Source organism: Antarctobacter sp., assembly GCF_048262615.1.
In the GTDB taxonomy this organism is placed as follows: domain Bacteria; phylum Pseudomonadota; class Alphaproteobacteria; order Rhodobacterales; family Rhodobacteraceae; genus Antarctobacter.
This window is the reverse complement of record NZ_JBLXFB010000023.1, coordinates 24,050-47,506: the sequence shown is the minus strand read 5'-3', so window position 1 is coordinate 47,506 and position 23,457 is coordinate 24,050. Positions and strand designations below refer to the sequence as shown.

The 23,457-nt window shown below is 63.7% G+C and carries 22 protein-coding genes; 12 read left to right on the top strand and 10 right to left on the bottom strand.

The window, feature by feature from the left end:
* Positions 1-16: 16 nt before the first annotated feature.
* From ACN0S5_RS19425 to ACN0S5_RS19415, 3 genes are read right to left on the bottom strand one after another with little or no spacing between them, the layout of a single operon-like run.
* A complete protein-coding gene (locus ACN0S5_RS19425; RefSeq protein WP_417210474.1) occupies positions 17-1,048 on the bottom strand; it encodes an ABC transporter substrate-binding protein in 1,032 nt (343 codons plus the stop codon).
* Complete coding sequence (locus tag ACN0S5_RS19420; RefSeq protein WP_417210473.1) at positions 1,021-2,391, bottom strand: sensor histidine kinase N-terminal domain-containing protein; 1,371 nt, start codon at positions 2,389-2,391, stop codon at positions 1,021-1,023. The genes ACN0S5_RS19425 and ACN0S5_RS19420 overlap by 28 nt, the downstream gene beginning before the upstream one ends.
* Positions 2,388-3,053 carry a response regulator transcription factor gene (locus tag ACN0S5_RS19415; RefSeq protein WP_417210471.1) on the bottom strand — a complete coding sequence of 222 codons (666 nt, stop codon included), beginning with the start codon at positions 3,051-3,053 and terminating at the stop codon, positions 2,388-2,390. The genes ACN0S5_RS19420 and ACN0S5_RS19415 overlap by 4 nt, the downstream gene beginning before the upstream one ends.
* A gap of 98 nt (positions 3,054-3,151) precedes the next feature.
* On the opposite strand from ACN0S5_RS19415, the gene ACN0S5_RS19410 reads away from it, so the two are divergent.
* The 5 genes from ACN0S5_RS19410 to ACN0S5_RS19390 are packed head-to-tail and all read left to right on the top strand — an operon-like array spanning position 3,152 to position 7,724.
* On the top strand, positions 3,152-4,117 hold the full coding sequence (locus tag ACN0S5_RS19410; protein ID WP_417210470.1) for a Bug family tripartite tricarboxylate transporter substrate binding protein: 966 nt from the start codon (positions 3,152-3,154) through the stop codon (positions 4,115-4,117).
* Positions 4,117-4,557 carry a tripartite tricarboxylate transporter TctB family protein gene (locus ACN0S5_RS19405; RefSeq protein WP_417210469.1) on the top strand — a complete coding sequence of 147 codons (441 nt, stop codon included), beginning with the start codon at positions 4,117-4,119 and terminating at the stop codon, positions 4,555-4,557. The genes ACN0S5_RS19410 and ACN0S5_RS19405 overlap by 1 nt, the downstream gene beginning before the upstream one ends.
* Positions 4,558-4,567: 10 nt before the next feature.
* The gene (locus tag ACN0S5_RS19400) at positions 4,568-6,073 is read left to right on the top strand and encodes a tripartite tricarboxylate transporter permease (RefSeq protein WP_417210468.1); all 1,506 of its coding nucleotides are present in this window, start codon (positions 4,568-4,570) and stop codon (positions 6,071-6,073) included.
* A complete protein-coding gene (locus tag ACN0S5_RS19395) occupies positions 6,073-7,422 on the top strand; it encodes an acyclic terpene utilization AtuA family protein (protein WP_417210466.1) in 1,350 nt (449 codons plus the stop codon). Before ACN0S5_RS19400 ends, ACN0S5_RS19395 begins: the two co-directional genes overlap by 1 nt.
* Complete coding sequence (locus tag ACN0S5_RS19390; RefSeq protein ID WP_417210465.1) at positions 7,419-7,724, top strand: DUF4387 family protein; 306 nt, start codon at positions 7,419-7,421, stop codon at positions 7,722-7,724. The genes ACN0S5_RS19395 and ACN0S5_RS19390 overlap by 4 nt, the downstream gene beginning before the upstream one ends.
* Positions 7,725-7,750: 26 nt before the next feature.
* Here the strand turns inward: ACN0S5_RS19390 and ACN0S5_RS19385 are convergent, their stop codons facing one another.
* The 3 genes from ACN0S5_RS19385 to ACN0S5_RS19375 all read right to left on the bottom strand — a co-directional run bounded on the left by ACN0S5_RS19385 (position 7,751) and on the right by ACN0S5_RS19375 (position 11,139).
* Positions 7,751-8,896 (bottom strand): Hint domain-containing protein, encoded by a 1,146-nt coding sequence (locus tag ACN0S5_RS19385; RefSeq protein ID WP_417210464.1) that lies wholly within the window; start codon positions 8,894-8,896, stop codon positions 7,751-7,753.
* A gap of 255 nt (positions 8,897-9,151) precedes the next feature.
* Positions 9,152-10,777 carry a hypothetical protein gene (locus tag ACN0S5_RS19380; RefSeq protein ID WP_417210463.1) on the bottom strand — a complete coding sequence of 542 codons (1,626 nt, stop codon included), beginning with the start codon at positions 10,775-10,777 and terminating at the stop codon, positions 9,152-9,154.
* Positions 10,778-10,809: 32 nt separating this feature from the next.
* Positions 10,810-11,139 carry a hypothetical protein gene (locus ACN0S5_RS19375; RefSeq protein WP_417210462.1) on the bottom strand — a complete coding sequence of 110 codons (330 nt, stop codon included), beginning with the start codon at positions 11,137-11,139 and terminating at the stop codon, positions 10,810-10,812.
* A gap of 68 nt (positions 11,140-11,207) precedes the next feature.
* Between ACN0S5_RS19375 and ACN0S5_RS19370 the strand changes: the two genes are divergently transcribed.
* Positions 11,208-12,179: a YcaO-like family protein gene (locus ACN0S5_RS19370; RefSeq protein WP_417210460.1), complete on the top strand. Its 972-nt coding sequence runs from the start codon at positions 11,208-11,210 to the stop codon at positions 12,177-12,179.
* Here the strand turns inward: ACN0S5_RS19370 and ACN0S5_RS19365 are convergent.
* The 4 genes from ACN0S5_RS19365 to ACN0S5_RS19350 form a co-directional block, all read right to left on the bottom strand.
* On the bottom strand, positions 12,167-13,399 hold the full coding sequence (locus tag ACN0S5_RS19365; protein WP_417210459.1) for a Dyp-type peroxidase: 1,233 nt from the start codon (positions 13,397-13,399) through the stop codon (positions 12,167-12,169). The two genes, ACN0S5_RS19370 and ACN0S5_RS19365, sit on opposite strands and share 13 nt — an antisense overlap.
* A complete protein-coding gene (locus ACN0S5_RS19360) occupies positions 13,392-14,642 on the bottom strand; it encodes a hypothetical protein (protein ID WP_417210457.1) in 1,251 nt (416 codons plus the stop codon). The genes ACN0S5_RS19365 and ACN0S5_RS19360 overlap by 8 nt, the downstream gene beginning before the upstream one ends.
* Before the next feature lie 92 nt (positions 14,643-14,734).
* Positions 14,735-14,995, bottom strand: coding sequence for a hypothetical protein (locus ACN0S5_RS19355; protein WP_417210456.1), 261 nt, complete (start codon positions 14,993-14,995; stop codon positions 14,735-14,737).
* 3 nt (positions 14,996-14,998) lie between these two features.
* Positions 14,999-17,014 carry a hypothetical protein gene (locus tag ACN0S5_RS19350; RefSeq protein WP_417210455.1) on the bottom strand — a complete coding sequence of 672 codons (2,016 nt, stop codon included), beginning with the start codon at positions 17,012-17,014 and terminating at the stop codon, positions 14,999-15,001.
* 721 nt (positions 17,015-17,735) lie between these two features.
* Here ACN0S5_RS19350 and ACN0S5_RS19345 point away from each other — a divergent pair.
* Genes ACN0S5_RS19345 through ACN0S5_RS19320 form a run of 6 tightly spaced genes read left to right on the top strand, consistent with a single transcriptional unit; the run spans position 17,736 to position 23,451 of the window.
* Positions 17,736-18,899, top strand: coding sequence for an ABC transporter substrate-binding protein (locus ACN0S5_RS19345; protein WP_417210454.1), 1,164 nt, complete (start codon positions 17,736-17,738; stop codon positions 18,897-18,899).
* 57 nt (positions 18,900-18,956) lie between these two features.
* The gene (locus tag ACN0S5_RS19340) at positions 18,957-19,817 is read left to right on the top strand and encodes a branched-chain amino acid ABC transporter permease (RefSeq protein WP_417210452.1); all 861 of its coding nucleotides are present in this window, start codon (positions 18,957-18,959) and stop codon (positions 19,815-19,817) included.
* A gap of 1 nt (position 19,818) precedes the next feature.
* The gene (locus ACN0S5_RS19335) at positions 19,819-20,775 is read left to right on the top strand and encodes a branched-chain amino acid ABC transporter permease (RefSeq protein WP_417210451.1); all 957 of its coding nucleotides are present in this window, start codon (positions 19,819-19,821) and stop codon (positions 20,773-20,775) included.
* Positions 20,762-21,508: an ABC transporter ATP-binding protein gene (locus ACN0S5_RS19330; protein ID WP_417210450.1), complete on the top strand. Its 747-nt coding sequence runs from the start codon at positions 20,762-20,764 to the stop codon at positions 21,506-21,508. The genes ACN0S5_RS19335 and ACN0S5_RS19330 overlap by 14 nt, the downstream gene beginning before the upstream one ends.
* Positions 21,501-22,211, top strand: a complete 711-nt coding sequence (locus ACN0S5_RS19325; protein WP_417210449.1) for an ABC transporter ATP-binding protein — start codon at positions 21,501-21,503, stop codon at positions 22,209-22,211. Before ACN0S5_RS19330 ends, ACN0S5_RS19325 begins: the two co-directional genes overlap by 8 nt.
* A 16-nt stretch (positions 22,212-22,227) precedes the next feature.
* Positions 22,228-23,451, top strand: coding sequence for a cytochrome P450 (locus ACN0S5_RS19320; RefSeq protein ID WP_417210448.1), 1,224 nt, complete (start codon positions 22,228-22,230; stop codon positions 23,449-23,451).
* Positions 23,452-23,457: the final 6 nt, after the last annotated feature.

Sequence of the window (23,457 nt, the reverse complement as noted above, 5' to 3'; positions counted from 1 at the left end):
CCGGGATTTGCCCCGCCTATTCCTGCACCAATGAGTTCTGCCAGTTGCGCAAAAAGTTCTTGCGCCGCAACTGATCCAGAAACACCAGCAGTCCGGGGCCAAAGCGGATCGGGCGCAGGGCGGTGTTTTCGCGCAGGACCGTGGAATCGATGGCGGCAAGCCCCGAGGACGCCACCAGATCGGGGCGCGTCCCCAGCGTGATGAGGAAATCGATCATCTTCTGCGCGTCCAGCACGTTTTCGGCGGTCACCGGGATCAACGCCGTGCGCATCATCACATTGGCATAGTCTTCCAGAACGACGATCTGGATACCGTCCCCCAGCGTCTGCTGCGCGGCGGCATAGGTGCCCAGCACGTTGTAGGCCAGCGCCAGCTCGCCGCTGGATACGTCGCGGATCATGTCGCCGGAGCAGCAGTACAGCTTGGCCTCCAGCCTGCCCATGACCTCCATCAATCGCCAGAAAGCCTGACTGTTGCGGCTGTCCTGCGTCGCCATGAGATAGCCAAAACCGGAACTGCGAATGTCATAGGTGCCGACGCGGCCCTGAAACCGGTCGGGGTCGGCGCGCAAAAGGTCGATCAGGTCGTCTCTGGTGCGCGGCGCGGTGCCGGGGGGGAAAAACCTGTCGGACAGGACCAGCACCGCCGGTTCCTGCGTGAAGGCAAAGACCTGTTTGCGCCAGTTGGCCCACTCCGGCAATGCGCCGGTGTTTGCGGCGCTGTAGGTCACGGCAAAGCCGTCATTGGCCAGCTTGGTTTGCAGATCCATCGCCGAGGAAATCGCAAGGTCAAAGGCCGCGCCCTCGTTGTGGAGCGCGGTCATAAGCTCTGTGGTGCTGGCGATTGTGTAATCCACCGTTATGCCGGGGTGTTCGGCCTGGAATGCCAGAATGATCGGCTCAAACGCCTCGCGGTCCGTGGTCGACAGGATGCGCAGCAGCGGGCCGGGTGTGGTGGACGGGTAGACCACCCTGTCCTCGATCTCGAACGCGGCGGCCGGCAACGCCAGAGCCGACAATATCAGCGCGGCAAGAAAAGCGAGACGCATGCGCCCTGTCCTTTCGCGTTTTCGGAGATCGACAACCGGCCGCCGTGGGCGCGCGCAACGTCATGGGCGATGGTCAGCCCAAGGCCCGACCCGACGATGTCGCCCACGTTGGAGCCGCGCTGGTAGCGTTCCGTCAGGCGCGACACGTCCACGCCGCCAAACCCGCGTCCCTCATCGGTGACGGACAGGCAGATCTCTTCGCCTTCGGTCACACGGACCAGCACGTCGCTTTCGGCGGGGGAGTATTTGATCGCATTGTCGAGAATGTTCAGCAAGGCGGCCTGAAGCAGGATGCCGTCGCCGTGGAAGGTCACGGGGTGATCCGGCAGGTGGCGCAGGATGGCGTTGTCCTTTAGTTCCGCGGTGGGTCCAAGGCGGTTGCACGCCTCAACGGTCAACTGGACAAGATCCAGCGCGTCCTTGGCCAGACTGTCGGCGCGGAATGTCACCATGGCATGATCCAGCATCTGCCCCGCCGACCGCGAGCTTTCGTCGATGGCGCGGATCATCTCGCGGATGGCGGCCTTATGCTCGGGATTGGTGAGTTTGTGGTGGGTCACTTCGGCCTGCGTGCGCACGGTGGCCAGCGGCGTGCGGACCCGGTGCGCCGCTTCGGCAATAAAATCCTCGGTCCGCAGCAATGAGGCGCGCAATCGCGACATGAAACTGTTGAGCGCATCGACCAGCGGCACCAGTTCCCTAGGCGTGTCCGTTGTCACCGGGCGCAGGTCCTTTGGCCCGCGCCGTGTCACCGAGGCGGTCATCCGGTCGATGGGCGCAAGCGCCGATTGCGCGGCCCAGAGGCTCAGCAGTGTGGCCAGAACAAAGAACCCGGCACCGACGCCGGTGGCGATTGCCGTAATCCGGCGTGAGGTGGCCTCCAGCGCCTCGCGCGTCTGGGCGACGGCCACGTCCGCCCGGATCAGGCTGCCCAGATTGCCAACCGTGCGACTGACAACGGCCACGCGCACCTTGTCGCCGCGAAAGACCAGTGAATCGAACTCCGGCTCGCCGTTGGAGGGGATGGTTTGCGGCAGCGGCAGGTCGTCATAGCCGGTCAGGGTCTGGCCATCCACGACCACGCGGTAGAACACGCGGTCCTGCCCGACAGAGCCCAGCATCGACAGCGACGAATAGGGCAGGTCCAGCGTGACACCGTCGGCCACATTGCGCAGGCTATCCGCCATCGCCGTGGCCGAGGCGGCCAGAATGCCGTCCTGCGTGCCCTCGGCGGCGCGTTCCGCGACGCTGCGCAGCACCAGAAAAAACGCCAGAGACAACAGCGCGGCCACACCCGCAAGTTGAAAGAACAGCCGGCGACGGATCGATCCGCGCGCGTTCACGCGGCGACCATGCGATAGCCCAGACCGCGCACGGTTTCGATGATCGTACCCGAACCTTCAAGACGCTTGCGCAGCCGTCCGACATAGACCTCTATGGCGTTTTCGCTGGCCTCATCGGTCAGCGAGAACAGCCGGTCGAGCAGATAGGTCTTGGAAAATACCTGTCCCGGCGCGTTGAAGAACACCTCGAGCAGGCGCAACTCACGATTGCGCAGCGGGATGGATTTGCCCGAAAACTGCAATTCGGCGGCACTGGAATCAAGAACCGTTCCGGCAAAGCTTTTGCGGTTGTCGGCGGGGCCGCCCTGTCGCCGCAGAACGGCCCGGCAGCGGGCCTCCAGTTCGGCGAAATCAAAGGGTTTCGTGATGTAGTCATCCGCCCCCAGATCCAGCAGTCCCACCCTGTCCGACACCGCCGAACGCGCCGTGATGACGATGACGGGCGTTTTGTTCGCCGCCTCGCGGTGGTGCTGTAGAAAATCCCGCCCGTCGCCGTCGGGCAGCATGATGTCCAGCAAAATCAGATCGTAGTCCGCCACGGCGATACAGGCGCTGGCGGCGTCCAGCGTTTCGGCATGATCCACCGCGTGTCCATCCAGTTGCAGCCGTTCCACAACGGCGCGGGCCAGCTTGGGGCTGTCTTCGATCAGCAGGAACCGCATCGGCAACCTTTTTAGGAACGTGACAGGTTGTTGTCAGGTTCAGGATTTCCTTTAAGCATGTTGGACACGGCACGTTGTGTCAAACGGGAGGAGAAAATATGAAAAATCACGTACTCAAGGCGCTGGTGACCAGCGCCGTGTTGGGCTTTGGCGCGTCCGCTGCATATGCGGCGGAGTGCATCGCCCCGGCAAACCCCGGCGGTGGCTGGGATTTCACTTGCCGCCAGATCGGCAAGATCATGTATGACATCGGCGTCGTCGACAAACCTGTGCAGGTCACCAACATGGCGGGCGCCGGTGGCGGTCTTGCCTTTACCCATGTGGTCAGCGAACGCGGCGATGACGCCGACCTGATCGTTGCAGCCTCGTCGGCGACCTCGACCCGGCTGGCACAGAACGCCTATGCCGGCATGACCGCCGATCAGGTCCGCTTTGTCGGGGCGATCGGTGCCGATCCGGGTGTGATCGTGGTGGCGGCGGACAGCCCCTACCAGTCGCTGAACGATCTGGTCGACGCCATCAAGGCCGAGCCGGGCAAGATCGCCTTTGCCGGTGGCTCTGCCGTGGGCGGGTTTGACCATCTCAAGCCGCTGATGATCCTGCAACGCGCCGGTGTGACGGACGTGCGGGCGATCAAATACATCGGTGTCGACGGCGGCGCGGATGCGATCACCCAGACCGTGGGGGGCTTTACCCAGGCGATGACCGGCGACATGTCCGAAGTTGTCGGCTTTCTGAAGTCGGGCGATGTGCGCGCCATTGCCGTGCTGACCGAAGAGCGGGTTCCCGGCTTTGAGGACATCCCCACCGCCAAGGAGCAGGGCATCGACGTGGTCGCCGTGAACTGGCGTGGTCTCTATGTCCCCAAGGACATCAGCGACGACGATTTCAACATGTGGGCCGAGCGTCTGCAAAAGGTCGCTGACAGCGCCGAGTGGAAAGACGCGATGACCGCGAACGGTCTTGCACCGTTCACCAAGGTCGGCGCTGATTTCCAGACCTATGTCGATGGTGTCGTGGCGGAAATCCGCACCCTGTCGAAAGAGATCGGGGTGATCCAGTAATGGTTTCGGACCGCATCTTCGGAGCGGTCGTGACCCTGGTGGCGCTGGCATATATTGCCAGCGCCACACAGATTCAGACCAGCTTTCTGGCCGATCCGGTCGGCCCGCGCACCTTTCCCTTCATCGTCGGAGGCGTGGCCGCCCTTTGCGGTATCCTTGTGGTCCTGCGCCCGGACGCGGACCCGGAATGGCCGGTTCTGGGCACGCTGGGCGCGCTGCTTGTCGCCGTGGTGGTTCTGGTGGGCTATGCCTACGCTTTGAAACCGCTGGGTTTCTTGCTGCCGACCGCGATCACGGCGGCGATCCTGAGCTATCAGATCAGCCCGCGCCCCCGCGCGGCCGCGCTGGCCGGTGTCGGCCTGTCGGTCGGGTTGTTCATCATTTTCAAATTCGCGCTGGGCCTCGGCCTTGTTGCGCTGCCGGCCGTCCTGCACGGCTGAGGATGTCGACATGGAACTGTTTTCGAACCTCGCGATCGGCTTTGGCATCGCGCTGAGCCCCTTTACCCTGATGCTGGCCGTCTTTGGGTGTTTCATCGGGACGATCATCGGCGCGCTGCCGGGCCTTGGGCCGTCGAACGGCGTGGCGATCCTGATCCCGTTGACCTTTTCCATGGGACTGGATGCGACCAGCGCGCTGGTGCTGATGACAGCCGTCTATTACGGCGCGATGTACGGCGGGCGGATCAGTTCCATCCTGCTGAACATTCCGGGCGACGAACCCGCCTTGATGACCACATTGGATGGCTATCCCATGGCCAAGGCAGGCCGGGCGGGCGATGCTCTGGTGATCTCGGGCGTGGCCTCGTTTACCGGCGCGTTCCTGTCGACGGTCGGCCTGATGCTGCTGGCGCCGCTCTTGGCGCGGATCGCCTTCCAGTTCGGCCCGGCGGAATATTTCGCGCTTTATCTGCTGGCCTTTGCCACGCTGGGTGGCATCGCCTCGAACAATCAGGCCAAGGCGGCGATAGCGTCCTGTATCGGTCTGGGAATCGCGATGATCGGGGTCGACAACAACTCCGGATTGCCGCGCCTGACCTTCGGCAACATGCACCTGTTCGACGGAATTGATTTCCTTGTCGCCATCGTGGGTCTGTTCGCCATCGCCGAAGTGTTCTTTTTCATCGAGAGCCACGGCAAGAACACCTCGATCGGGGTCAAGCTGGACAAGGTCACCGTTCCGTGGCGCGACATCTGGGACACCAAGTGGACGCAGTTGCGCAGTTCCCTGATCGGCTTTGTCGCCGGGGTCTTGCCGGGGGCAGGGGCCTCGCTGGGGTCGTTCCTGGCCTATATGTCGGAAAAATCCATTGCCGGTGAAAAGGGCAAGTTCGGCACCGGCGTCGCACGGGGCGTCGCCGCCCCCGAGGCAGGCAACAACGCCGCCGCCGGCGGCGCTCTGGTGCCGATGCTGACGCTGGGCGTGCCCGGATCGGGCACCACCGCGGTGCTGCTGGCGCTGCTGATGACGCTGAACATCACCCCCGGCCCGACGCTGTTCACCGAACGGCCCGAGGTGGTCTGGGGCCTGATCGCCTCCTTGCTGATCGCGAACTTTGTCCTGCTGTTGATGAACGTCCCGATGGTCAAGATCTTCGTCAAGATCCTCAGCGTGCCGCCTTGGGTGCTGCTGCCGGGTGTGACGATGATCTCTTTCGTGGGCATCTATTCGCTGTCGGGCTCGTACTTTGACCTGCTGCTGATGGTGGGCTTTGGCGCGCTGGGCTGGGTGCTGCGCAAGCTGGACGTGCCGACGGTGCCGATCATCCTTGGCATCCTGCTGGGCGGCCATATGGAGGACAGCCTGCGCCGCGCCATGGTGCTGTCGGATGGCGACTGGACCTATCTGTTCAGCTCTGGCATCGCCATATCGCTGTGGGTTGTCGCTGTCGCTGGCTTTGTCGCGCCGATGTTCCTGCGCGGCATCATGAAGAAACCGCAGAGGATCACCGACTGATGGTCAAGGTACTGATCCCCTCCGGCGCTTTGGGGCTGGGGTATGACCGGGCCGCGCTGGCCCGTGGTATCGCCGAGCGGCCCGACATCATCGCCATTGACGGCGGGTCCACCGACAGCGGGCCGCATTATCTGGGCACTGGCACCTCCAAATATTCGCGCGGCTCGACCAAGGCCGAGTGGCGCGAATTGATGGCGGCGCGGGCCGAGGCGGGCGTGCCGCTGATCATCGGCACCGCAGGCACCTGTGGCGCGGATGATGCGGTCGACTGGCTGGTCGAGATCACCCGCGAGATCGCCGCCGAAACCGGTGCCTCGCTGAAGCTGGCGGTGCTGAAAAGCGGCCAGTCGCCCGAGGCCATGGCGCAGGCGTTCGAGGCCGGGCGCATCACACCGCTGGCCGCCGCCCCCGAGGTGACGGCTGAGACGTTCCGCGCCTGCACCAACATCGTGGCGCTGGCCGGAGCCGAGCAGGTTCAGGCCGCGCTGGACACCGGCGCGGATATCGTCATCGCGGGCCGGACCACGGACACGGCGATCATCTCGGCCCTGCCGCTGGCGCGCGGCTGTCACGCGGGCGGCGCGTGGCACGGGGCCAAGATCGGCGAATGCGGCGCGCTGGCCACCACCAGCCCCAATTCCGGCACCATCCTGATCGCGTTTGACGAAACCGGGTTCACCATGACCCCGATGGGCGCAGAGGCACGCGCCACGCCGCACACCGTGTCCGCCCATATGCTGTATGAAAACTCTGACCCCTATATTCTGTATGAACCGGGCGGCCATCTGGACGTGCGCGGGGCCAGCTATACCGCGCTGGACGATAGGCGGGTGCGGGTCGAGGGCAGCGCATGGGTGCCTTCCGACACCTACACCGTAAAACTGGAAGGCGCGCTGCTGGGCGGTTACCAGACCGTCTCACTGGCGCTGGTGCGTGACCCGCGGTACGTGGCTCATATCCGCGAATGGTGTGACGACATCCATGCCAAGTGCAGCGCCAAGGCCCGCGACCGTGTGGGCGGCGAATTCACCATGGAACTGCGCCTGATCGGTGTCGATGCCACCCTTGGCCCGCTTGACACCGGCCCTGTTGTCGGCAGCGAAGTCGGGGTGCTGGGCATCGTCACCGCCCCCACAGAGGCGCAAAGCCGCGAGGTGGCCAAGATGCTGAATCCCTATCTGCTGCATCATCCGCTGACCGAGCAGGAAGAAATGCCGACCTTTGCCTTTCCGTTTTCACCGGCGGAAATGTCACGCGGGGCGATCTACGAATTCTGCCTGAACCATGTGCTGGTGCTGGACGATCCGATGGCGGCCTTTACCCTGACCACCGAGGAGTTGGGCGCATGAGCAAGCTTGCCGATCTGGTCCCCAAGGTCCGGTCCAAGAACGCCGGACCGTTCTGGTTGACGGTCGACATCTTCTGCGGTGCGCCCGAGGTTTATGCACGGGTGTCGGGCGGGTTGGACACCGGGCGCGTGGCGCAGGTGTTCGGGACCGATCCGGCGACGCTCAAACGGTTCGACATGCCGGATCTGAATGTCGTCAAGTTCAGCCTGCCGCGCCCGGAAATTCAGGGAACCATTTTCGACCGTGACATGCATGGCGCCTCTTTCGCGCTGATCCTTGGCGACATCGACATCGACATATGACGGGGCGGCGGCCCGTCTGGTGTCCCTCAGGGCCGCGCCCTGAAATCCGACCCGCGGAGGCCTGACTGTCTTGGGCAACTGTCCCGTGTCCGGGCTGTCTCGACCGCGAGGTCGATATGCCATTTCAGGATTTCCTGCGCTTTTTGCCGTGACGTCGGCCTGACGTGCGGGTCAATTTGCTGACGGACCGAACCGACACTCAGGCAGGGGCGGGCGGGGGGCCCGTTCAAGGCTTCTGCCTCTGTCTGGTGGGCGCTGAACGTCCCAAAGACCTGAGCCTGCTCGCCGGGAGTCAGCGGTTGCAGCGCCATTGGTCCCAATAGCAGCGATTCCGACGCGCAACCGTTAGCAAACACCACTTCGTGGCGGGCACAGGCAAAATGCACCCAAGTGATGCGGCGTTTGCCTTTCATGAACCGGATGCCGTGCAAACCGACCAACGCCTTGGCGGGGGCCAGACATTCGTCCCCGAACAGCCCTTCGATCTGGTCTTGTCCGCCAACCAGTATCCGGTGCTGGGGGGAAACGACCAGATCGCGCGCTGGCCGGCCCGGACCAAAGGCGCCCGCCCTGATCAGCACGGGTTTCGACTGCGTGTCCGCGTTTTCCAGCGGTTGATCGCTGGAATGGGTCCACAGGATTTCCTGCGGGCCGTGATCCAGCGTCATCACCAGATCGCCCGCGCGCAAGGTTTCAACGGCGCGCGGACCATCGCGCGTTTCGATCATCGTCCCCTTGGCAAAGCATGCGAATTGAAAACTCTCGGGGTCTTGGTCAGAGGTCCAGAATGCGGGGCGAGAGGAAGAGTCTGCGCTATGGTTGTGATACCACGATCCCAGATCGAACGAGGGGGTCCAGACGATCTGAACGAGCTCACCCGTATCGGTATTGGTGCCCTCGAACACAACAACACCCTGTCCGGGGCCAAGATAGTCTGAGCGAATGACCACGGCATCTTCGATGTTTCCGCCGCCATGGCCTGTCCATGAGAGATCATAGGATTCGCCGGTTTCAAATTTGCCGGGGTCGAGATCGCCATCGTTTGAGGTTATGGCGAGGGTCGCGCCAGAGTCCGGCGGGTGATCAAAGTAACTCCAGTCCGGGTCCCAGTTCACATTCTCGCCGGTCGAGGTGGCGAATTCAGTGCCCGGAGGCGTGAAGGTTGTAGGCATGACCGTAACTCCTGAGATGGCAATCGGTCTGACGCAAATAGCTTTTGATTTCGTGAAAGCCGCCGATTGTCTGGGCCCGCGCGGCCCCTGCCATTGGGGCGGCACCAGTGATGCGAAAGCGCCTGCTGGGCATTTCACCTTTGTCATCGGGTGGCGGTGTCCCCGGTGCACCGATGCGGCGGCGCGGCGCTTGGGGTGCGGATTGCCGGATATTTTGCGCCGGGCCATCTGCGTGGTCCGCCTTGGTGCGCGCGCCTAAAGACCCGCCGTTGCCAGCAAATGCGCCATTCGCGCATGGTGATCGCCATTCTTGAAACAGTTGGGCCAGGCCCAGCGTGCGGCGGTGAACCCCGGTTGCAAGTCGGCGATGCGCCGCGCGTGCCGTCGCGCAAGCGAGTGATTGCCGCCGTCCACTGACAACGCGCAGAGCACGACACGCGCGCGCACGTTGTCCGGATCGACCCGGACAACGTTGTGCGCATGGTGCCACGCCGCCTGATCGGCATTCAGCGCCAACGCCATGGCGAGGTTTGCCTCGATCCAGACCGGTGGATGTGGCGTCAGGGCCAGCGCCTGCCGGTACACGGCGATTTCGGCCTCCAGTTGATCGTCATAGCCCAGCAGACCGGCATAATAGCCCAGCAGCTCGGGGCTGTTCTGAAAACGCTCCAAGACCTGCCGCATCAGGTGACAGGCCTCTTCGGTCTTGCCCGCAACATTGCGGATAAAGGCCTCCAACGCGGCGCAATAGGGGTCGGAGGGATGCGCCGCGCGCAGGAGGGCGCAGGCATCGTCGACCTCGGCCAGCGTCTGCTCGGGGGTTACGTCCATCCCCAGCCGGATCAGGTCCAGCCGACAAAAGCCGATGGCGACCTTGGCGGGCAGATAGTCCGGGTCCTGCTCCAGACAGATGTGGTACTGCCGAATGGCGCGGGCCAAACCATCACGGCTGGCCTGACCTTCAAACCCCCTGCCACGTTGAAACGCGGTCCAGGCCTCTGTTGTGGTCGCCCGACCGGACCAGATTTCTGTCCAGTGGCCATCGTTGAGCTGCAATTGCAGGGCCTCGACAACCTTGACGGCAATGCCTTCGACGGCGTCAAAGGTGTCCTGCCCCCGGAACCGCCATCGTTGCGTCCAAAGGCAAGTCCGATCCGCCGTTGCGGTCAGTTGCGACGCCACTCTCAAACCTTCCGCTCCGACGACGCTGCCGCTCAGGATATAGCCGTCCACCGGGCCCTGCTGTCGCCGGGAATCGCGCAGCTCGATCATGTTTGACAGCGTCCCCAGAAGGAACATCAACTCATCATGAATAGAGGTCGCCACAACGGCGATGTCGGATGTCTCTCCGACCACCTCCATCGGTTCCAAGACCACCGCGGGCCGCTGCCGCCCCCAGTGCGCGGGGGCGTTTCGGCGAAACGGCATGCCATTTGGGGCGTTGTCTGCGGTCTCTATTTCCCAGTAGGCCTGACGTTCCACCGTCAACCAGTCCTCGAATTCCGGATCGCCCACGTCGAGCCCTTCGAGAAGTTCCGCCCGATCGGACATTGGCCGGTCTTCGAAAACATCGACCTCTACCGCAGACAGGTCGATCGCGACTGTCTCGCGCCCGATCTGAAAGAAGGTCAGGCCGAACGCACTGAAATGTTTGCTCAGAACGCTCAGTTCCTTGCGCAGAGATGCGGCGCCCTGCGCGGGCGCGCTGGTGCTCCACAGCCGGTCCTGTAGCCATGTCCGGCTGCGAATGGCGTTGCTGGACAGCAGGACCAAGGCGACAAGCGCCTTGGCCTTGGTCCCTCGCGGCGTGGCATCGCGCCCATCGTCACAGATGATCTGAAGCGGGCCGGACAGGAATATCTTGGTCCGCGCCTTGGCCATGGCCGACAATCAGGCGCGTCGCGGTCCCAGGCTCATTTGGCGCAACCGAAGATGACAATAAAGCCCATTGTTTCGGCGGCGAGGTGGTCGAGATCGAATTCGGGGAAAAAGTCCTGATCGCGCACGACCTTGTCGCCCACATAGGGGACGACGATATGGACCTTGTCCTCGCTGTCGTAGACGAATTCCACCGTCGGGTTTTCGAGCAGCAGGTTCCCATCATCCGCAAGCATCTTCCTGATATTGGCTTCTGCCGATCCAAAGACTGTCGGATTGCCGGAATATTTGCCTTGCGCCGCAATCAGAACCTCCTTGCCCAGATCCTTCAGCGCGTAATTCGGGTTCAGTTTCAATCTGGCCATTTCAAATCCCCTCCGTCAAAGTCTACAACCATTGGTATACCTCCTTCTGTTTTGTTCCGGAAATGAAAATGGCTGAATCGCTGATCGACCTGGCCGAAACCGCAAGGCTCATTTCCAAACCCTCTTTTGCGGAGTTCCCGCACGGCGCACCTATTCATGTGGCGTTCCGGTTCCTTGAACTGCGAGCCGGAACCCGTCCGCCCGCCGGGGCAATGGCGCGTCGCGTGGCCTTTGGCGCTGCCCGTACACCGGCACAGGCCGCGCAGATTTCGGGTTTTGAGGCGATAGAACGCTACGCTTTGCAATACTGCGACGGCCTGCCCGACACCTGCGAAAGCCTGCTGGCTTCCGACGGCGGCACCCACATGGTTCGGCGCGATGCACTTGCGCTGGGCGCGCCCGCCAGCAACGGGCGTATCACCTCCAAGGGGGCGGCGGCGGGTCCGACGGCCGAGGCTGCGGCCCTGCGGGCCGTGCTGGAATGCCTCGAACACGGGCTTGATGACCGCGACGCCTATACCCATGTGCTGCCGCCAGAGGTCTTGCCGTCGGACCTGACGACATGGCTCGATGGCAATCTGCGCAAGCTGGAGGTGCATGTGGCCGAAACAACCGGAATTGGCCTGTTGTTTCGTGCGGTCTGTTCGGACCGTGACAACGGTCGCCCCACCTATGGCACCGCTTTTTCCGGCGATGTGCGCACAGGGGTCTGGCAGGCCGCCAGCGAGGCGGTGGTCTCTTGGCGCAACATGGTCACGCTGGACTTCAAGGGGAACATCCCGCGTGCGATGGACGACCACGAGGCGCGGCTGTTCCACCTTTACCGAGGCGCGTCCACCGACCGGCCAATCCGTCCGGGGGCCACCTTTGACGCGGACGCCTGGACCGCGCCCAGCCCCACCTTGGCGGCGGCGCTGAGCGCCGCGGCCAAGGTCGCGGGCCGGACCGTCGCGGTGTTCGACATGACCGCGGCCGACATTCCCCTTCCCGTGATCAAGGCCCTGCCGATCATCTCGGGGCATCGCGATCACATCGCCTGAGCACGCAGGATCGACTGACCCGGATAGGCCTCATCCGGCACCCCGTCCGCAGGGCAGAAATAAAAGCCGGCGGCCCGCGCGTGGATCAGTCTGGGACCGGGCGCGCCACCGAAATTGACACCGCCAAGCCAGGTGTTGCGCCGCAGCGTGTCGCGCAGCCGCGAGATCTGCGCCTGAAAGCTGACAAAGTTGAGACCGGCCCGAAGCGGGCGCGTGCCGTCCGGGGGATCGAGAAACTCATATCCCTGACGGAAAAACCGTTGGTTTTCCGGGCGGCTTGCCGGGTCCTGATGGTGGTTTGCCCGTTGTACGTGGCTTTCCCGCAGCTGTTGCGGAACGCCATCCGGCGGTTCGCGGAACGCCGCGTTCAATGGATCTGTCGGGCCTTGTGTCCCCAGGACCGGGCAGCCGACCACCGCCGTTGGCCGACCGGCGGCGTCGATTGATCCGAACGGACATCCGGTGATCTTGTCCCGGCCCACCAGAAAGTCCTGGTCCTGACGTGGCAACGCGTTCCACAACGGCAGGTCCACATCCAGCCGCATGAAGGCAAGATAGGTGCCCGCAGCGGTCCAGCGGTCTTTCGGGTCAAGCCCGACAGGCGGGACTTCGATGGCATCCTGACGCTGGCGGCCCGCTTCGAGGTTTGAAATGCCATCGTGATGACCGATCCAACTGCGGTGATCCTCGCGGTTGAAGCCGGTATAGACCGCGCCCATATGCACCGGCGACAGGCCGCCTGACGCCGCGCGCGCCTGCTGAAGATAGCTTTCGGTTTCCACCACCGCACGGGCCACCGCCAGAGGTGTGTCGCCCAGAAACTGCACCGCAATCTCTTCGGATCCGGGATTTCGGGTGACATCGGGCGCGTAGTCAATTCCGCCGCCCAGCACCACGGCCCCGCCGCCGCCGGGCAACGCGCTTTCGACAACGTTGGTATGGGTGAGGCCGCGCGGCGCACTGCGCGCGGCCCCCTTGATGTCAAAGATCTTGCGGCCAAAGGCCAGAAGCCAGGTAAAACCGCTGGCCGGGACAGTGGTGCCCGGCAGGTGCGGGACCTGCCCGGAGGCAAGGCCGCGCCAGATGGCGACAAGATCGCTCAGCGCCAGATCGACCTCCGCAGCGGCGGGACGCCCGGCGACACGCAGAAACATGATCGCGAAATGGCGCGGCGGAACCTGATCATGATCCCAGTATATGCCGTCCTGCAACTTAGCCATCGCGCTGCCCCCGCGTTCCGGGAACGATACCCAGCGGGTTCTCGAATAGGTCTGCAAAGTCCGAGATCATGCGGCAGCGCGCATTGCCGGGCAAACCGCATGTGATCGCGTCCTGTGCCGTGACCGCCGGAATGTCCTCGAACTCCGCCGCGGTGATGGCGCGCGGCGTGCGGCCAATGACCACCCGTGGGCCGACTTCGATCTCGCGGGCAAGAAAATAGCCCGATATCGGCGGTGCGGCGTCACCGGTGCCGGCCACCACCTCATCGAGAAAGCGGGGGTCGTCATCGTCGGGCCCGAATTCCAGCCGCATATGCATCGTGTCGACGCCGCGTGAAAACCGCACCCAGTCATTCGGCACCGGCGCACCGGCGATCCGCAGATCCGTTGTCGTCAACCCGCGCATGTACATGCCAAGTGGATCGGCGAAGGCCAGCGCCTTGCCCTGCGGCGGGGTCGACCCCGGAATGAACGCCTGATCGTAGGCGCCCTGCGCGGCACCGGGATCGGCGTTGCGGCAGAAAAGATCGGGCCGGTTGACCGACAGGAAAATCTCTTCGATCCGCGCGCGCCTGCGGCTGCTGTTTTCGGTCACGGCGTAGGGAAAGGACCCGAAATGGACCACAAAGATCAGATCGTTCAATCCATTGATGTTCTCTGACATGAACAGAACATGTTCGATATTCAGCGGATGTTCGGGCGGCTGGGTGCGGCCGAGGCCAACAAGGCGGCGATGAAACACCTCTGCGCGGGCCTGAACGGGCAAGGCGGCCCATTGGTCCGGCTGGAGAAGGAAAAGATCTGCGGCGGTGTAGGCGTGCCCGGTGATGTTCTTGATCGTGAGCAGGAAATACTCGAGGTCGAACACCGCCATCGTCAACCACCACTCCATCAATTCGGTTGTGGCGACAAATCGCTTTGGGCGGAGCTTGCCATTGGCGTCGGGGCGCATCACCAGCGTGTATTCCAGATACTCGTTGTGCAGTTCCGCCCGGCCGGGCCAACCCCAATCCGACAGTTTCGTGGCCAAGTCCTCGCCCAGACAATCGAGCGGTTCGCGCGGGTTTCCCGGCCATTTGACCGAATTGGCGATGTCGCCGTCCTTGATGTCGCGGGGGTCGAGCACCAGAAACGGGCTGACCCGGTGACCGTCCACAAGGGACCGGATCTGCGCGTTCCACGAGGTCAGCGCGGCGTCGTTTACGTTGGGATCGGCAAGGCCGGGGCTTTGAAAGATATGCATGACAAATCTCCTGAGTTTGTTGAAAGGGGGGATTACGGCGACCGCGCAAAGGGACTTCGGCGGTCACCGGGACTGGTTGTGATGGGCCGTTGTCAGGACCGGGCAAGTGGCCGACCGGCCAGCGCGCCCATGGCTGCCGCCCTCGCGGTGACAAAGATGTCAGGCACCTCCGGCACCACGCGGTCCGGTCCGCGGTCCGCTGTCAGGACCGTCACCGCCGCAGGGAGGCACCGGATCAGGGCGTGGCCCAGTGCTGCCCTTGGGTCCACCACAGGGACATTGCGAAAGGCGGGGGCGCGATTGACCCGCGCGGTGCTGGCTTTCAGGCAATTGGGTACGGGAGCGGTCGCCATCGGTCAGCCCCCCGTCTGCGCGGGCAGGTGCCGCGTCCACCAGGCTTTGGCCGTGCTGCCGTGAGGGCGTATTTCCGTGCCGCCTTTGCCGTCACCGTGGATACTCAGATGGTCGCCATCAAAGGTCTCCAGCGACAGTGTCACGCTTTCGGTGTAGGTGGTCATCTGCTCCGCGAGGATGCCAACCGCGATACGTTCCCCCATGCGGGCACTGTCGAAGTAATCGCTGAAATAGTGGACCCCCGCCATATTGCGACCGATCGAGATATTGGCGGCCAGCTTGTTGAGTTCACCGTTCAGGGTGAGGCTGTCCACATCGTCCCCGGCGTGTGTCGCCGTGACCAGCGTTTTACCGTCCATCGCCGGGACGTAGACCGCAGGTGCGCCGGCCTCTCGCAGAGACACCGCCGATCCGTCAGCCGCGTGGGTGCGGAAAAAGGCCTTGAGCACGGTCACGCAGGCGCCTGCCACCGTGGCATGGCCCGCCCCATAGGCGGGGTGCATCGGCGAGCCCTCGGGGAAGGCCATGGGCAACAGCAGGTTGCGGCTGTTGTCGGGCAGCCCGTCATGTGACCCGGCCTTGTGCCTGAATCGTGGCTGCGTCGGCGCGGCGGCAATCGCGTCCATCAGGCTGAAGCCGCCCCGCGTGGCGGTTTCAAGCTTTTGCAGATGCGCTTTTGCCATGGCCTCTGCCGGGCCGAGAACGGCACCGTGGCCGTTGGCGCAAAGGCTGGCCACGCTTGCCAGCTTTTCGGGACGCGCGCGGTTGTGCACCTGGAACTTCTGCCGCCGCACCGCGCGCAGGGCGCGGGTTGCGGTTTCCGTGACCAGTGTCAGGATATGCGGCCCGCCCCAGGTGGCAAAGGGATCCCGGCTGCCGTTCTTGCCGCCGGGTTCCGGCAGACCGTCGCCGGCGGCTGTGCCCCAACTCAACATCAACAGGCAGGCATTGAGATACGCCTGATAAAGCGCGTCGAAGTGCACGTAGGTTGCAAGATCGCGCGGCGTGGAAATGAATGTCAGACCGCCGGGTTCAAAGGCCTGATCGTTTTTGGTGTTGGCACCGTTCTGCACATCCAGCCATTCGGCCCAGTCGCGCAAATAGTCGACCTGTCTGGCCTGTGGTTCGATCCGCTGATCGATCCGCTGCGCCCCGAACAGGATCATCCCGTCGCGTGCCGTGATCGGGCTGCCATCCGGCATCATCGCGCGACCGGGGATCTGCTGCGGGCCTTCCAACTGGGACTTGCCGTTCGCCAGAGGATCATGGCCTTGCAGCATGAATTGCGACAGGTACGGCCCCTTGGCGCAACCGGGGCTGGACCCGCGGAACAGGGTCTGGCGGGTGAGCGGGCCACCGTCGCGGGCGCGTCGCGCCGCAGAGACGGCGCTGATTTCGCCTCCGTCGGCGTCCTTCGGGGTGCCGTCACTGTCAAACCAGGTCATCTGGCCCAGTGCCTCTGTCACCTGTTGCGCGTCGTCAGAGCCGCCGCGAATCGCCTCGAAGGACACGTCGCGCAAAAGCGCCATGGCGTAGACTTCGGCCATTTCGGCGGCCAATTCATCGGACCCCAGCCGGGGCGCGGGGGCGATACCGACGGCAGCCGGATCGGGCCCTTCAAGCACGAATTGATGTCCGGCGATCGGGCTTTCCCAAGCCCGCCACATGAAGTCGGAATTGTCGAAACCCGACGAGGTCCGGTAAGGGCCGCCGTAGGCGGGAACGTCGAAAGGCGCGCTCTTCTTGCCGCCGGTTTCAAGGTAGGTGGGGTCGGCGATTTCCTTGAAGAACGCAGCATAGGCGGTCGACTCCACGATCCCGTTCGGGTCGTGCGGCAACCCTTTGGAGAAATTGGTCGGCCATGTGCCGGCAAAGGCCTCGGCCTCGCCGTTGTGGGTGGTCTCAACCGCTCCGGCGCTGGCCGCGTTGGCAGCATCGCGGCGTTTCCGGGCTTCGGCCCGGTGATCGGCCGCGTCGGGAACGGGCCGTGGCTGGGTGTAATTTGTATCCTTGGGCATGATGGCCTCCGTTTCTACAAAGAGCATCGGGCATTGAGGGCGTTACCGGATCGTGACCGCGACAGGGTGGTTGGATTAACCATCTGTAAAGGCGTGCTTTCATCCGCTCTGCTTCCGGAGGATTTTGATTGCCTCCGTGAGAATCGGGCCCTGGGTTCGACAGGCAATTCGGATGATTTGCACATGGGCTGACCGCTCTCGACGGCTGCGGCAGGCGAGTGCGACGGCGGTATTGTGCCCCCCTGCGCGCCAAGTCGGGCCTTGTCGGACAAGGGCCAGCCCGATGCGGCAAGCGGGCGGCGCGCGGGGACCGGCTTGAGAAAACGCAATCGCCCGATGGTGGCGGGTTGACAAAACAACTCGGTGAGCGATATGGTGCCACGAGTTGATAACTCAACTGAGGCCGTGGGGAGCGGTCCAAGGAGGATACCGAGGCATGTGATGAATGACGTCCGGCGGATGCCCGCCGGAACGCGGGTGCGCCTGCATGACAAGGGCAAAAGCCTTGTCTGTCAGGATACTGGCAACGCGGATTTAAGCCACCAAGACCATGGACCCGGCAGGCCGCGGAAGGCGCTGCCGATCCAGTGACGACTATCCGACATAACAGACCCTTACGACCGTCCGACGGAAACCTCTCGGGCGGACCGGACAGGTTTGTCCTGCCTCTGGAGGAGAGGCATCACCTGCGGCTTCGCGAACGGCCGCAAATGGAGGAAACATGACCAGATTCACGACACGGGCACTGTGCCTGACCATCGCTATCGGCGCGGCGACAGGCGCGCTTGCGGACCAGATCAAGGTGGGTGTGATCGCCCCGTTCTCAGGCCCTTTCGCGCAATACGGCATTCAGTATCAGCAGGCCATAGAGGTCTATCAGGCGCAACACGGCACCAGCGTGGGCGATCATGAAATCACCTTCATTTACAAGGATGTGGGCGGGGTGAACCCGGATCAGTCGCGCAGCCTCGCGCAGGAACTGCTGATCCGCGACCGGGTGGATTACCTTGCCGGTTTCACCTTTACCCCCAACGCGCTGGCGGTCGGGCCCGTGATCACGCAGTCGGAAACGCCGACCGTGATCTTCAACGCGGCAACCTCGGTCATCAACAAGGAGAGCCCCTTTTACCTGCGCACCAGCTACACCCTCTGGCAAGTCTCCGCCCCCATGGCCGACTGGGCCTATGACCAAGGCATCCGCAGCGTGGTCACGACGGTGTCCGACTACGGGCCGGGCATCGACGCCGAAAAAGCGTTCAAGTCGGCGTTCGAAGCGAAGGGCGGAACGGTGATGGACACGGTGCGGATGCCGCTCTCGACCACCGATTTCACGCCTTTCCTCCAGCGGGTCAAGGATCAGGCCCCGGATGCGGTCTTTACCTTTCTGCCGGGCGGTCCGCCGACTTTTACCTATACCAAGACCTTCAACCAGAACGGGCTTGCGGACGCGGGGATCAGGTTCCTTGGCACCGCCGAAACCGAAGAGACCAACCTTCAGGGTCTGGGTGACATGGCCATCGGTCTGAGCACCGCCTACCACTATTCGGCGGCACACGACTCGGACGCGAACCGGGCGTTTCTGGCCAAGCTGGCGGACCTGCATCCCGATGCCATCGCCAACTGGGCGTCGGTCGGGGCCTATGACGGCGTGCACCTGATCTACGAAATGGTGAAGCAGGCGGGCAGCGACGGCCCTGCTGCGGTCGAGGCCGCCAAGGGATTGGAATGGGAAAGCCCGCGCGGTCCGCTGAAGATGGACCCGGAGACGCGGACCGTGATCCAGAACGTCTACATCCGCGAAGTCACCCGGAACCCCGACACCGGCCTGCTGGAGAATACCGAGACAGGTGTGATCGCCACAGTCGGCGACCTCGGCTGGAACTGAGCGACGTCCGACGGGCCGGACCGACCCGGCCCGTCCACAGTCAGCGGACAGGACATTATGGACCTTTTTCTCAACATCGCGGTCGATGGCATCGCATACGGCATGATCCTTTTCATGATCGCCGTCGGATTGTCAGTGACCATGGGCCTCATGCGGGTGGTCAACCTTGCGCATGGCGGCTTTGCCCTGATCGGCGGTGCGCTGGCGCATTGGCTGAGCGTGGATCTCGGGCTTGGCTTTGGGTTGGCCGCCCTGCTGGCAATCCTTGGCACAGTCGTTCTGGCGCTGCCGCTTGAACGCGTGATCTATCGCCGGATCTACGGTTTCGGCGAGTTGCAGCAGGTGCTGGCCACCATCGGCCTGACCTTTCTGATGATCGCCTCGATCAACGCATGGCAGGGGTCGACCCTGCTGACCATCGAACTGCCACAGTCATTGCGACAGTCCTTCGATCTTGGCTTTCGCAAGCTGACGGCGCACCGGGCCTTGGTCATCTGCGTCGGGCTGATGGTGATCCTCGGTCTTTGGCTGCTGCTTGACCGCACGCGGTTCGGCATCCGGCTGCGGGCGGCGGTCGACAACAATGACACGGCATCCTCGTTGGGGATCGACACGGGACGGATCTACATGTTGACCTTTGCACTGGGGGCCGGTCTGGCCGCCATGGGCGGTATCCTCGGGGCGGAATTGCTGCCCATAGATGCCTATTACCCGCTGCGCTACATGGTGCTGTTCCTGATCGTGGTGGCGATTGGCGGCATGGGGTCGATCCTGGGGTCGTTCGCTGCGGCGCTTGGCATCGGGCTGATCGAGACGGCCAGCCGCTATCTCGTGCCCGATCTCGCCACCATCACCTTCTTTTCCCTTGTCATTCTGTTCCTTGCGGTGCGTCCGCGCGGACTGTTGGGGAGGGCCTGAGATGTTGCGCACATACGGACCTGCCGTTCTGATGACCATCGCGGCCATCACGGCCTATTTCCTCTTTCCCTACAACCTTGCCTTTCTGACCCGTATCCTGATCATGATCCTGCTGGTGCTGTCGCTTGACCTTGTGCTGGGATTTGCCGGGATCGCGACACTGGGGCAGGCCGCCATGTATGGCGCCGGAGCCTATGCGGCGGGACTGTTCGCCATCCATGTCTGGGCCGATCCCGTCGCCGGGTTGCTGGTCGGCGCCGCCGCTGGCGCGCTCCTTGCCGGACTGTCCGGGCTTGTGCTGATGCGGACGCAGGGCCTGACCCTGATCATGCTGACCATCGCCGTGGCACAGATCTGCGCCGAGATCGCCAACCGCGCCCGCGATGTGACCGGCGGCGCGGATGGCCTTCGCGGTATCCGGATGCAACCGGTTCTGGGCCTCTTCGAGTTCGATTTCATCGGCCAGACGGGCTATTGGTACGCGCTGGTGACCGTGGCGCTGGCCTTTGCCCTGATGGCTGTCATTGTCCGGTCGGCCTTTGGATTGTCGCTGCGCGGTATCCACGAAAGCCCGGCCCGGATGGAGGCCATCGGCGCGCCGATCTACGCCCGCCGGGTCACGGCCTATATGCTGGGCGGTGCCTTTGCCGGGATCGCGGGGGCGCTGACCGCCCAGATCACCCAGCTTGTCAGTCTGGAAACCTTTGCCTTTGCGCTTTCGGCGGAGGCGCTGATCATGCTGATCCTCGGGGGCGCCGGGCGGCTTTACGGCGCGGTTCTGGGCACGGTGATCTTCATGTCCGTGCACCACACGGCCGCCGCAAACGATCCCTTCAACTGGCTTTTCGTGATCGGAGCGATGGTGCTGGCGGTGGTCTTCTTTCTGCCAACCGGGCTGATCGCCCTGCCGGTGACATTGACCCGGCTGATCAAGGGAGGCCGCCATGCAGGGTCTTGAGGTGCGCGGTCTTTCCAAACATTTCGGCGGTCTGGTGGTTTCGGAAAACATCGACTTCGACCTGCCGTCAGGCGCGCGAAAGGCGCTGATCGGGCCGAACGGTGCCGGAAAAAGCACCTTTGCCAACCTTGTGACCGGTATCCTTGCGCCCTCCGGCGGGACCATCCGCTTTGACGGTCAGGACATCGCGGGTCTGGCAGAGGCGCAGCGGGTCAAGCTGGGCATCGCAAAGACATTCCAGATCACCACGCTGTTCCCGAAGATGACCGTGCGGGAAAACCTGCGATTGCCGGTGCTGGAGCGCGAGGGCCGGGGAGGCCGCCTGTTCCGCAGCGCCGACAGCGATCCCCGGATCGAGGCGGAAGTGGCCGATATGATCGCCCAGTTCGACCTCGACGCGCTGGCGGACCGGCCTGTTCTGGATCTGGCCTACGGTCAGCAACGGCTGGTCGAAATGGCGCTGACGCTGGCGCTGAAACCCCGCGTTCTGATCCTTGACGAACCCGCCGCCGGTTTGCCGTCGAGCGAGACGCATCTTATCACCGATGCCATCGAACGGCTGCCACAGGATCTGGCGGTGCTGGTGATCGAACATGACATGGACCTCGTCTTTCGGGTTGCGCACTCGATCGTGGTGCTGGTGCAGGGGCGTATCCTGACAGAGGGCACGCCGCAGGAAATTGCCGGCAATGCGCAGGTCCGCGAACTCTATCTGGGAGGCGGACATGGCTGATCCGGTACTGGACCTGAAAGAGGTCACCGCAGGCTACGGGCCGACGCATGTGCTGCGCGGCGTCGATCTGACGCTGGCTCCGGGAGAGCGGCTGGCGGTGATCGGGCGCAACGGGGCGGGCAAGACGACCCTGCTGAACACCATCATGGGACTGACGCGGATGCACGAAGGGCATGTGCGGTTCAAGGGGCAGGTCATCGACCGGCTGGCACCCTATCGCCGCAATGCGCTTGGCCTTGGTCTTGTGCCGCAGACCCGCGATATCTTTCGCTCGCTCAGCGTCGAGGAAAACTTGCTGGCGGCGATGAGGGGCGATGCCTCGCTGGAAGAGGCGTATGCCCTGTTCCCCCGGCTGAAGGAGCGGCGACGAAATGGCGGCGCGCAGTTGTCGGGTGGCGAACAGCAGATGCTGGCGATTGCCCGCACGCTGATGACGCACCCCGAAATCGTCCTGCTGGACGAACCGCTCGAAGGTCTTGCGCCGGTGATCTGCGAGCAACTCATGACCGTGTTCGAGGGACTTGCCGCCGATGGCAGGCGGTCCGTGGTTCTGGTCGAACAACACGCCGACGCCGCGCTGGCCTTTGCGACACGCGCTGTCCTGATTGCGAACGGCGCCATCGTCCACGACGGACCGGCCGAGGCTTTGCAACGCGACCCTGAGCTGTTGCACCGATACGTCGGGCTGGCCGTCGGGGCCTAATTCTGGAGGAAATGAAATGACGCTCATCGAAGGGCACAGGCCCATAACGCCCGCTGACGGCATACCGGTCTGGGACGTCGATCCCTATGACGAGGCGATCCTGCGCGACCCGCACGACTACCACCGCGAACTGCGCCGGTTGGGCGAGGTTGTCTATATTCCGCGCTACAGCGTTCTGGCCGTCGGGCGCTATGAAGTGACCCGCAAAGTCTTCAGCGATCACGAAAACTTTGTCTCGTCGCGCGGGGTCGGGTTGAACGATTTCGCGCTGGAAGACCCGTGGCGTCCGCCTTCGATCATTCTCGAAGCCGATCCGCCGGATCACACGATCACCCGCAAGGTGATGTCACGGGCGTTGTCCCCCAAAGTGGCCAAGACCTTTGCAGACCTCTTTCGCGCAACCGCCGAAACACTGATCGCCGGGCTGCTCGAAAAGGGCACGATCGAGGCGGTCGCCGACATGGCAGAGCCTTTTCCCACCACGGTCTTTCCCAAGGCGGTTGGCATGAAGGACACCAATGCGCGCTATCTCGTCGATTACGGCGCGATGGTCTTTAACGCGGTTGGTCCCGACAATGCGATCCGCCGCCGGGCCATGAGCCATGCGGGCGAAATCGTGCCGTGGATCACGGCGGCCTGCGCGCGGGACCGGCTGAGCGACGGCGGCCTTGGGGCGATGGTCTATGCCGCCGCCGACGCGGGCGAGATAAGCCACGAGCAGGCCGGGATGCTGGTCCGTTCGTTCCTGTCGGCCGGGGTCGATACCACCGTGACCGGGATCGGCAACGCGCTCTGGTGCTTTTCGCAGAACCCCGGAGAGTGGGCGCGGCTCAAGGCCGATCCATCGCTGGCCCGCGCCGCATTCGAAGAGGTGCTGCGCGTTACATCGCCGGTTCACACCTTCGGGCGCACCGCAGGCCGCGCCACCCGGATCGCAGGTTTTCCGGTCGAGGAAGGCACCAAGGTCATTTGCGTCCTTGGCGCGGCCAATTCGGACCCTGACAAATGGCCGGACGCCGACACCTTTCGCATCGACCGTAAGCCGGTCGGGCACATGGCCTTTGGCGCGGGCATTCACGGTTGCGTCGGGCAGAACATCGCGCGGGCCGAACTGGAGGCGATCCTTGGCGCGCTGCTGGACAAGGTCGACCGGATCGAACCCGCAGGCGCGCCCGAATGGCGGCCCAACAACGCGATCCGCGCCTTGGATCGCCTTCCCCTGACGCTTATTCCGAAGTGAGGACAC

What these genes read in the sequence shown, in the direction of transcription:
- ACN0S5_RS19395 (WP_417210466.1), top strand. Translation starts at nt 6,073, where the DNA reads ATGGTCAAGGTACTGATCCCCTCCGGCGCTTTGGGGCTGGGGTATGAC.
- ACN0S5_RS19380 (WP_417210463.1), bottom strand. Translation starts at nt 10,777, where the DNA reads ATGGCCAAGGCGCGGACCAAGATATTCCTGTCCGGCCCGCTTCAGATC.
- ACN0S5_RS19390 (WP_417210465.1), top strand. Translation starts at nt 7,419, where the DNA reads ATGAGCAAGCTTGCCGATCTGGTCCCCAAGGTCCGGTCCAAGAACGCC.
- ACN0S5_RS19410 (WP_417210470.1), top strand. Translation starts at nt 3,152, where the DNA reads ATGAAAAATCACGTACTCAAGGCGCTGGTGACCAGCGCCGTGTTGGGC.
- ACN0S5_RS19370 (WP_417210460.1), top strand. Translation starts at nt 11,208, where the DNA reads ATGGCTGAATCGCTGATCGACCTGGCCGAAACCGCAAGGCTCATTTCC.
- ACN0S5_RS19325 (WP_417210449.1), top strand. Translation starts at nt 21,501, where the DNA reads ATGGCTGATCCGGTACTGGACCTGAAAGAGGTCACCGCAGGCTACGGG.
- ACN0S5_RS19365 (WP_417210459.1), bottom strand. Translation starts at nt 13,399, where the DNA reads ATGGCTAAGTTGCAGGACGGCATATACTGGGATCATGATCAGGTTCCG.
- ACN0S5_RS19385 (WP_417210464.1), bottom strand. Translation starts at nt 8,896, where the DNA reads ATGCCTACAACCTTCACGCCTCCGGGCACTGAATTCGCCACCTCGACC.
- ACN0S5_RS19400 (WP_417210468.1), top strand. Translation starts at nt 4,568, where the DNA reads ATGGAACTGTTTTCGAACCTCGCGATCGGCTTTGGCATCGCGCTGAGC.
- ACN0S5_RS19415 (WP_417210471.1), bottom strand. Translation starts at nt 3,053, where the DNA reads ATGCGGTTCCTGCTGATCGAAGACAGCCCCAAGCTGGCCCGCGCCGTT.
- ACN0S5_RS19320 (WP_417210448.1), top strand. Translation starts at nt 22,228, where the DNA reads ATGACGCTCATCGAAGGGCACAGGCCCATAACGCCCGCTGACGGCATA.
- ACN0S5_RS19405 (WP_417210469.1), top strand. Translation starts at nt 4,117, where the DNA reads ATGGTTTCGGACCGCATCTTCGGAGCGGTCGTGACCCTGGTGGCGCTG.
- ACN0S5_RS19330 (WP_417210450.1), top strand. Translation starts at nt 20,762, where the DNA reads ATGCAGGGTCTTGAGGTGCGCGGTCTTTCCAAACATTTCGGCGGTCTG.
- ACN0S5_RS19345 (WP_417210454.1), top strand. Translation starts at nt 17,736, where the DNA reads ATGACCAGATTCACGACACGGGCACTGTGCCTGACCATCGCTATCGGC.
- ACN0S5_RS19350 (WP_417210455.1), bottom strand. Translation starts at nt 17,014, where the DNA reads ATGCCCAAGGATACAAATTACACCCAGCCACGGCCCGTTCCCGACGCG.
- ACN0S5_RS19425 (WP_417210474.1), bottom strand. Translation starts at nt 1,048, where the DNA reads ATGCGTCTCGCTTTTCTTGCCGCGCTGATATTGTCGGCTCTGGCGTTG.
- ACN0S5_RS19375 (WP_417210462.1), bottom strand. Translation starts at nt 11,139, where the DNA reads ATGGCCAGATTGAAACTGAACCCGAATTACGCGCTGAAGGATCTGGGC.
- ACN0S5_RS19335 (WP_417210451.1), top strand. Translation starts at nt 19,819, where the DNA reads ATGTTGCGCACATACGGACCTGCCGTTCTGATGACCATCGCGGCCATC.
- ACN0S5_RS19360 (WP_417210457.1), bottom strand. Translation starts at nt 14,642, where the DNA reads ATGCATATCTTTCAAAGCCCCGGCCTTGCCGATCCCAACGTAAACGAC.
- ACN0S5_RS19340 (WP_417210452.1), top strand. Translation starts at nt 18,957, where the DNA reads ATGGACCTTTTTCTCAACATCGCGGTCGATGGCATCGCATACGGCATG.
- ACN0S5_RS19355 (WP_417210456.1), bottom strand. Translation starts at nt 14,995, where the DNA reads ATGGCGACCGCTCCCGTACCCAATTGCCTGAAAGCCAGCACCGCGCGG.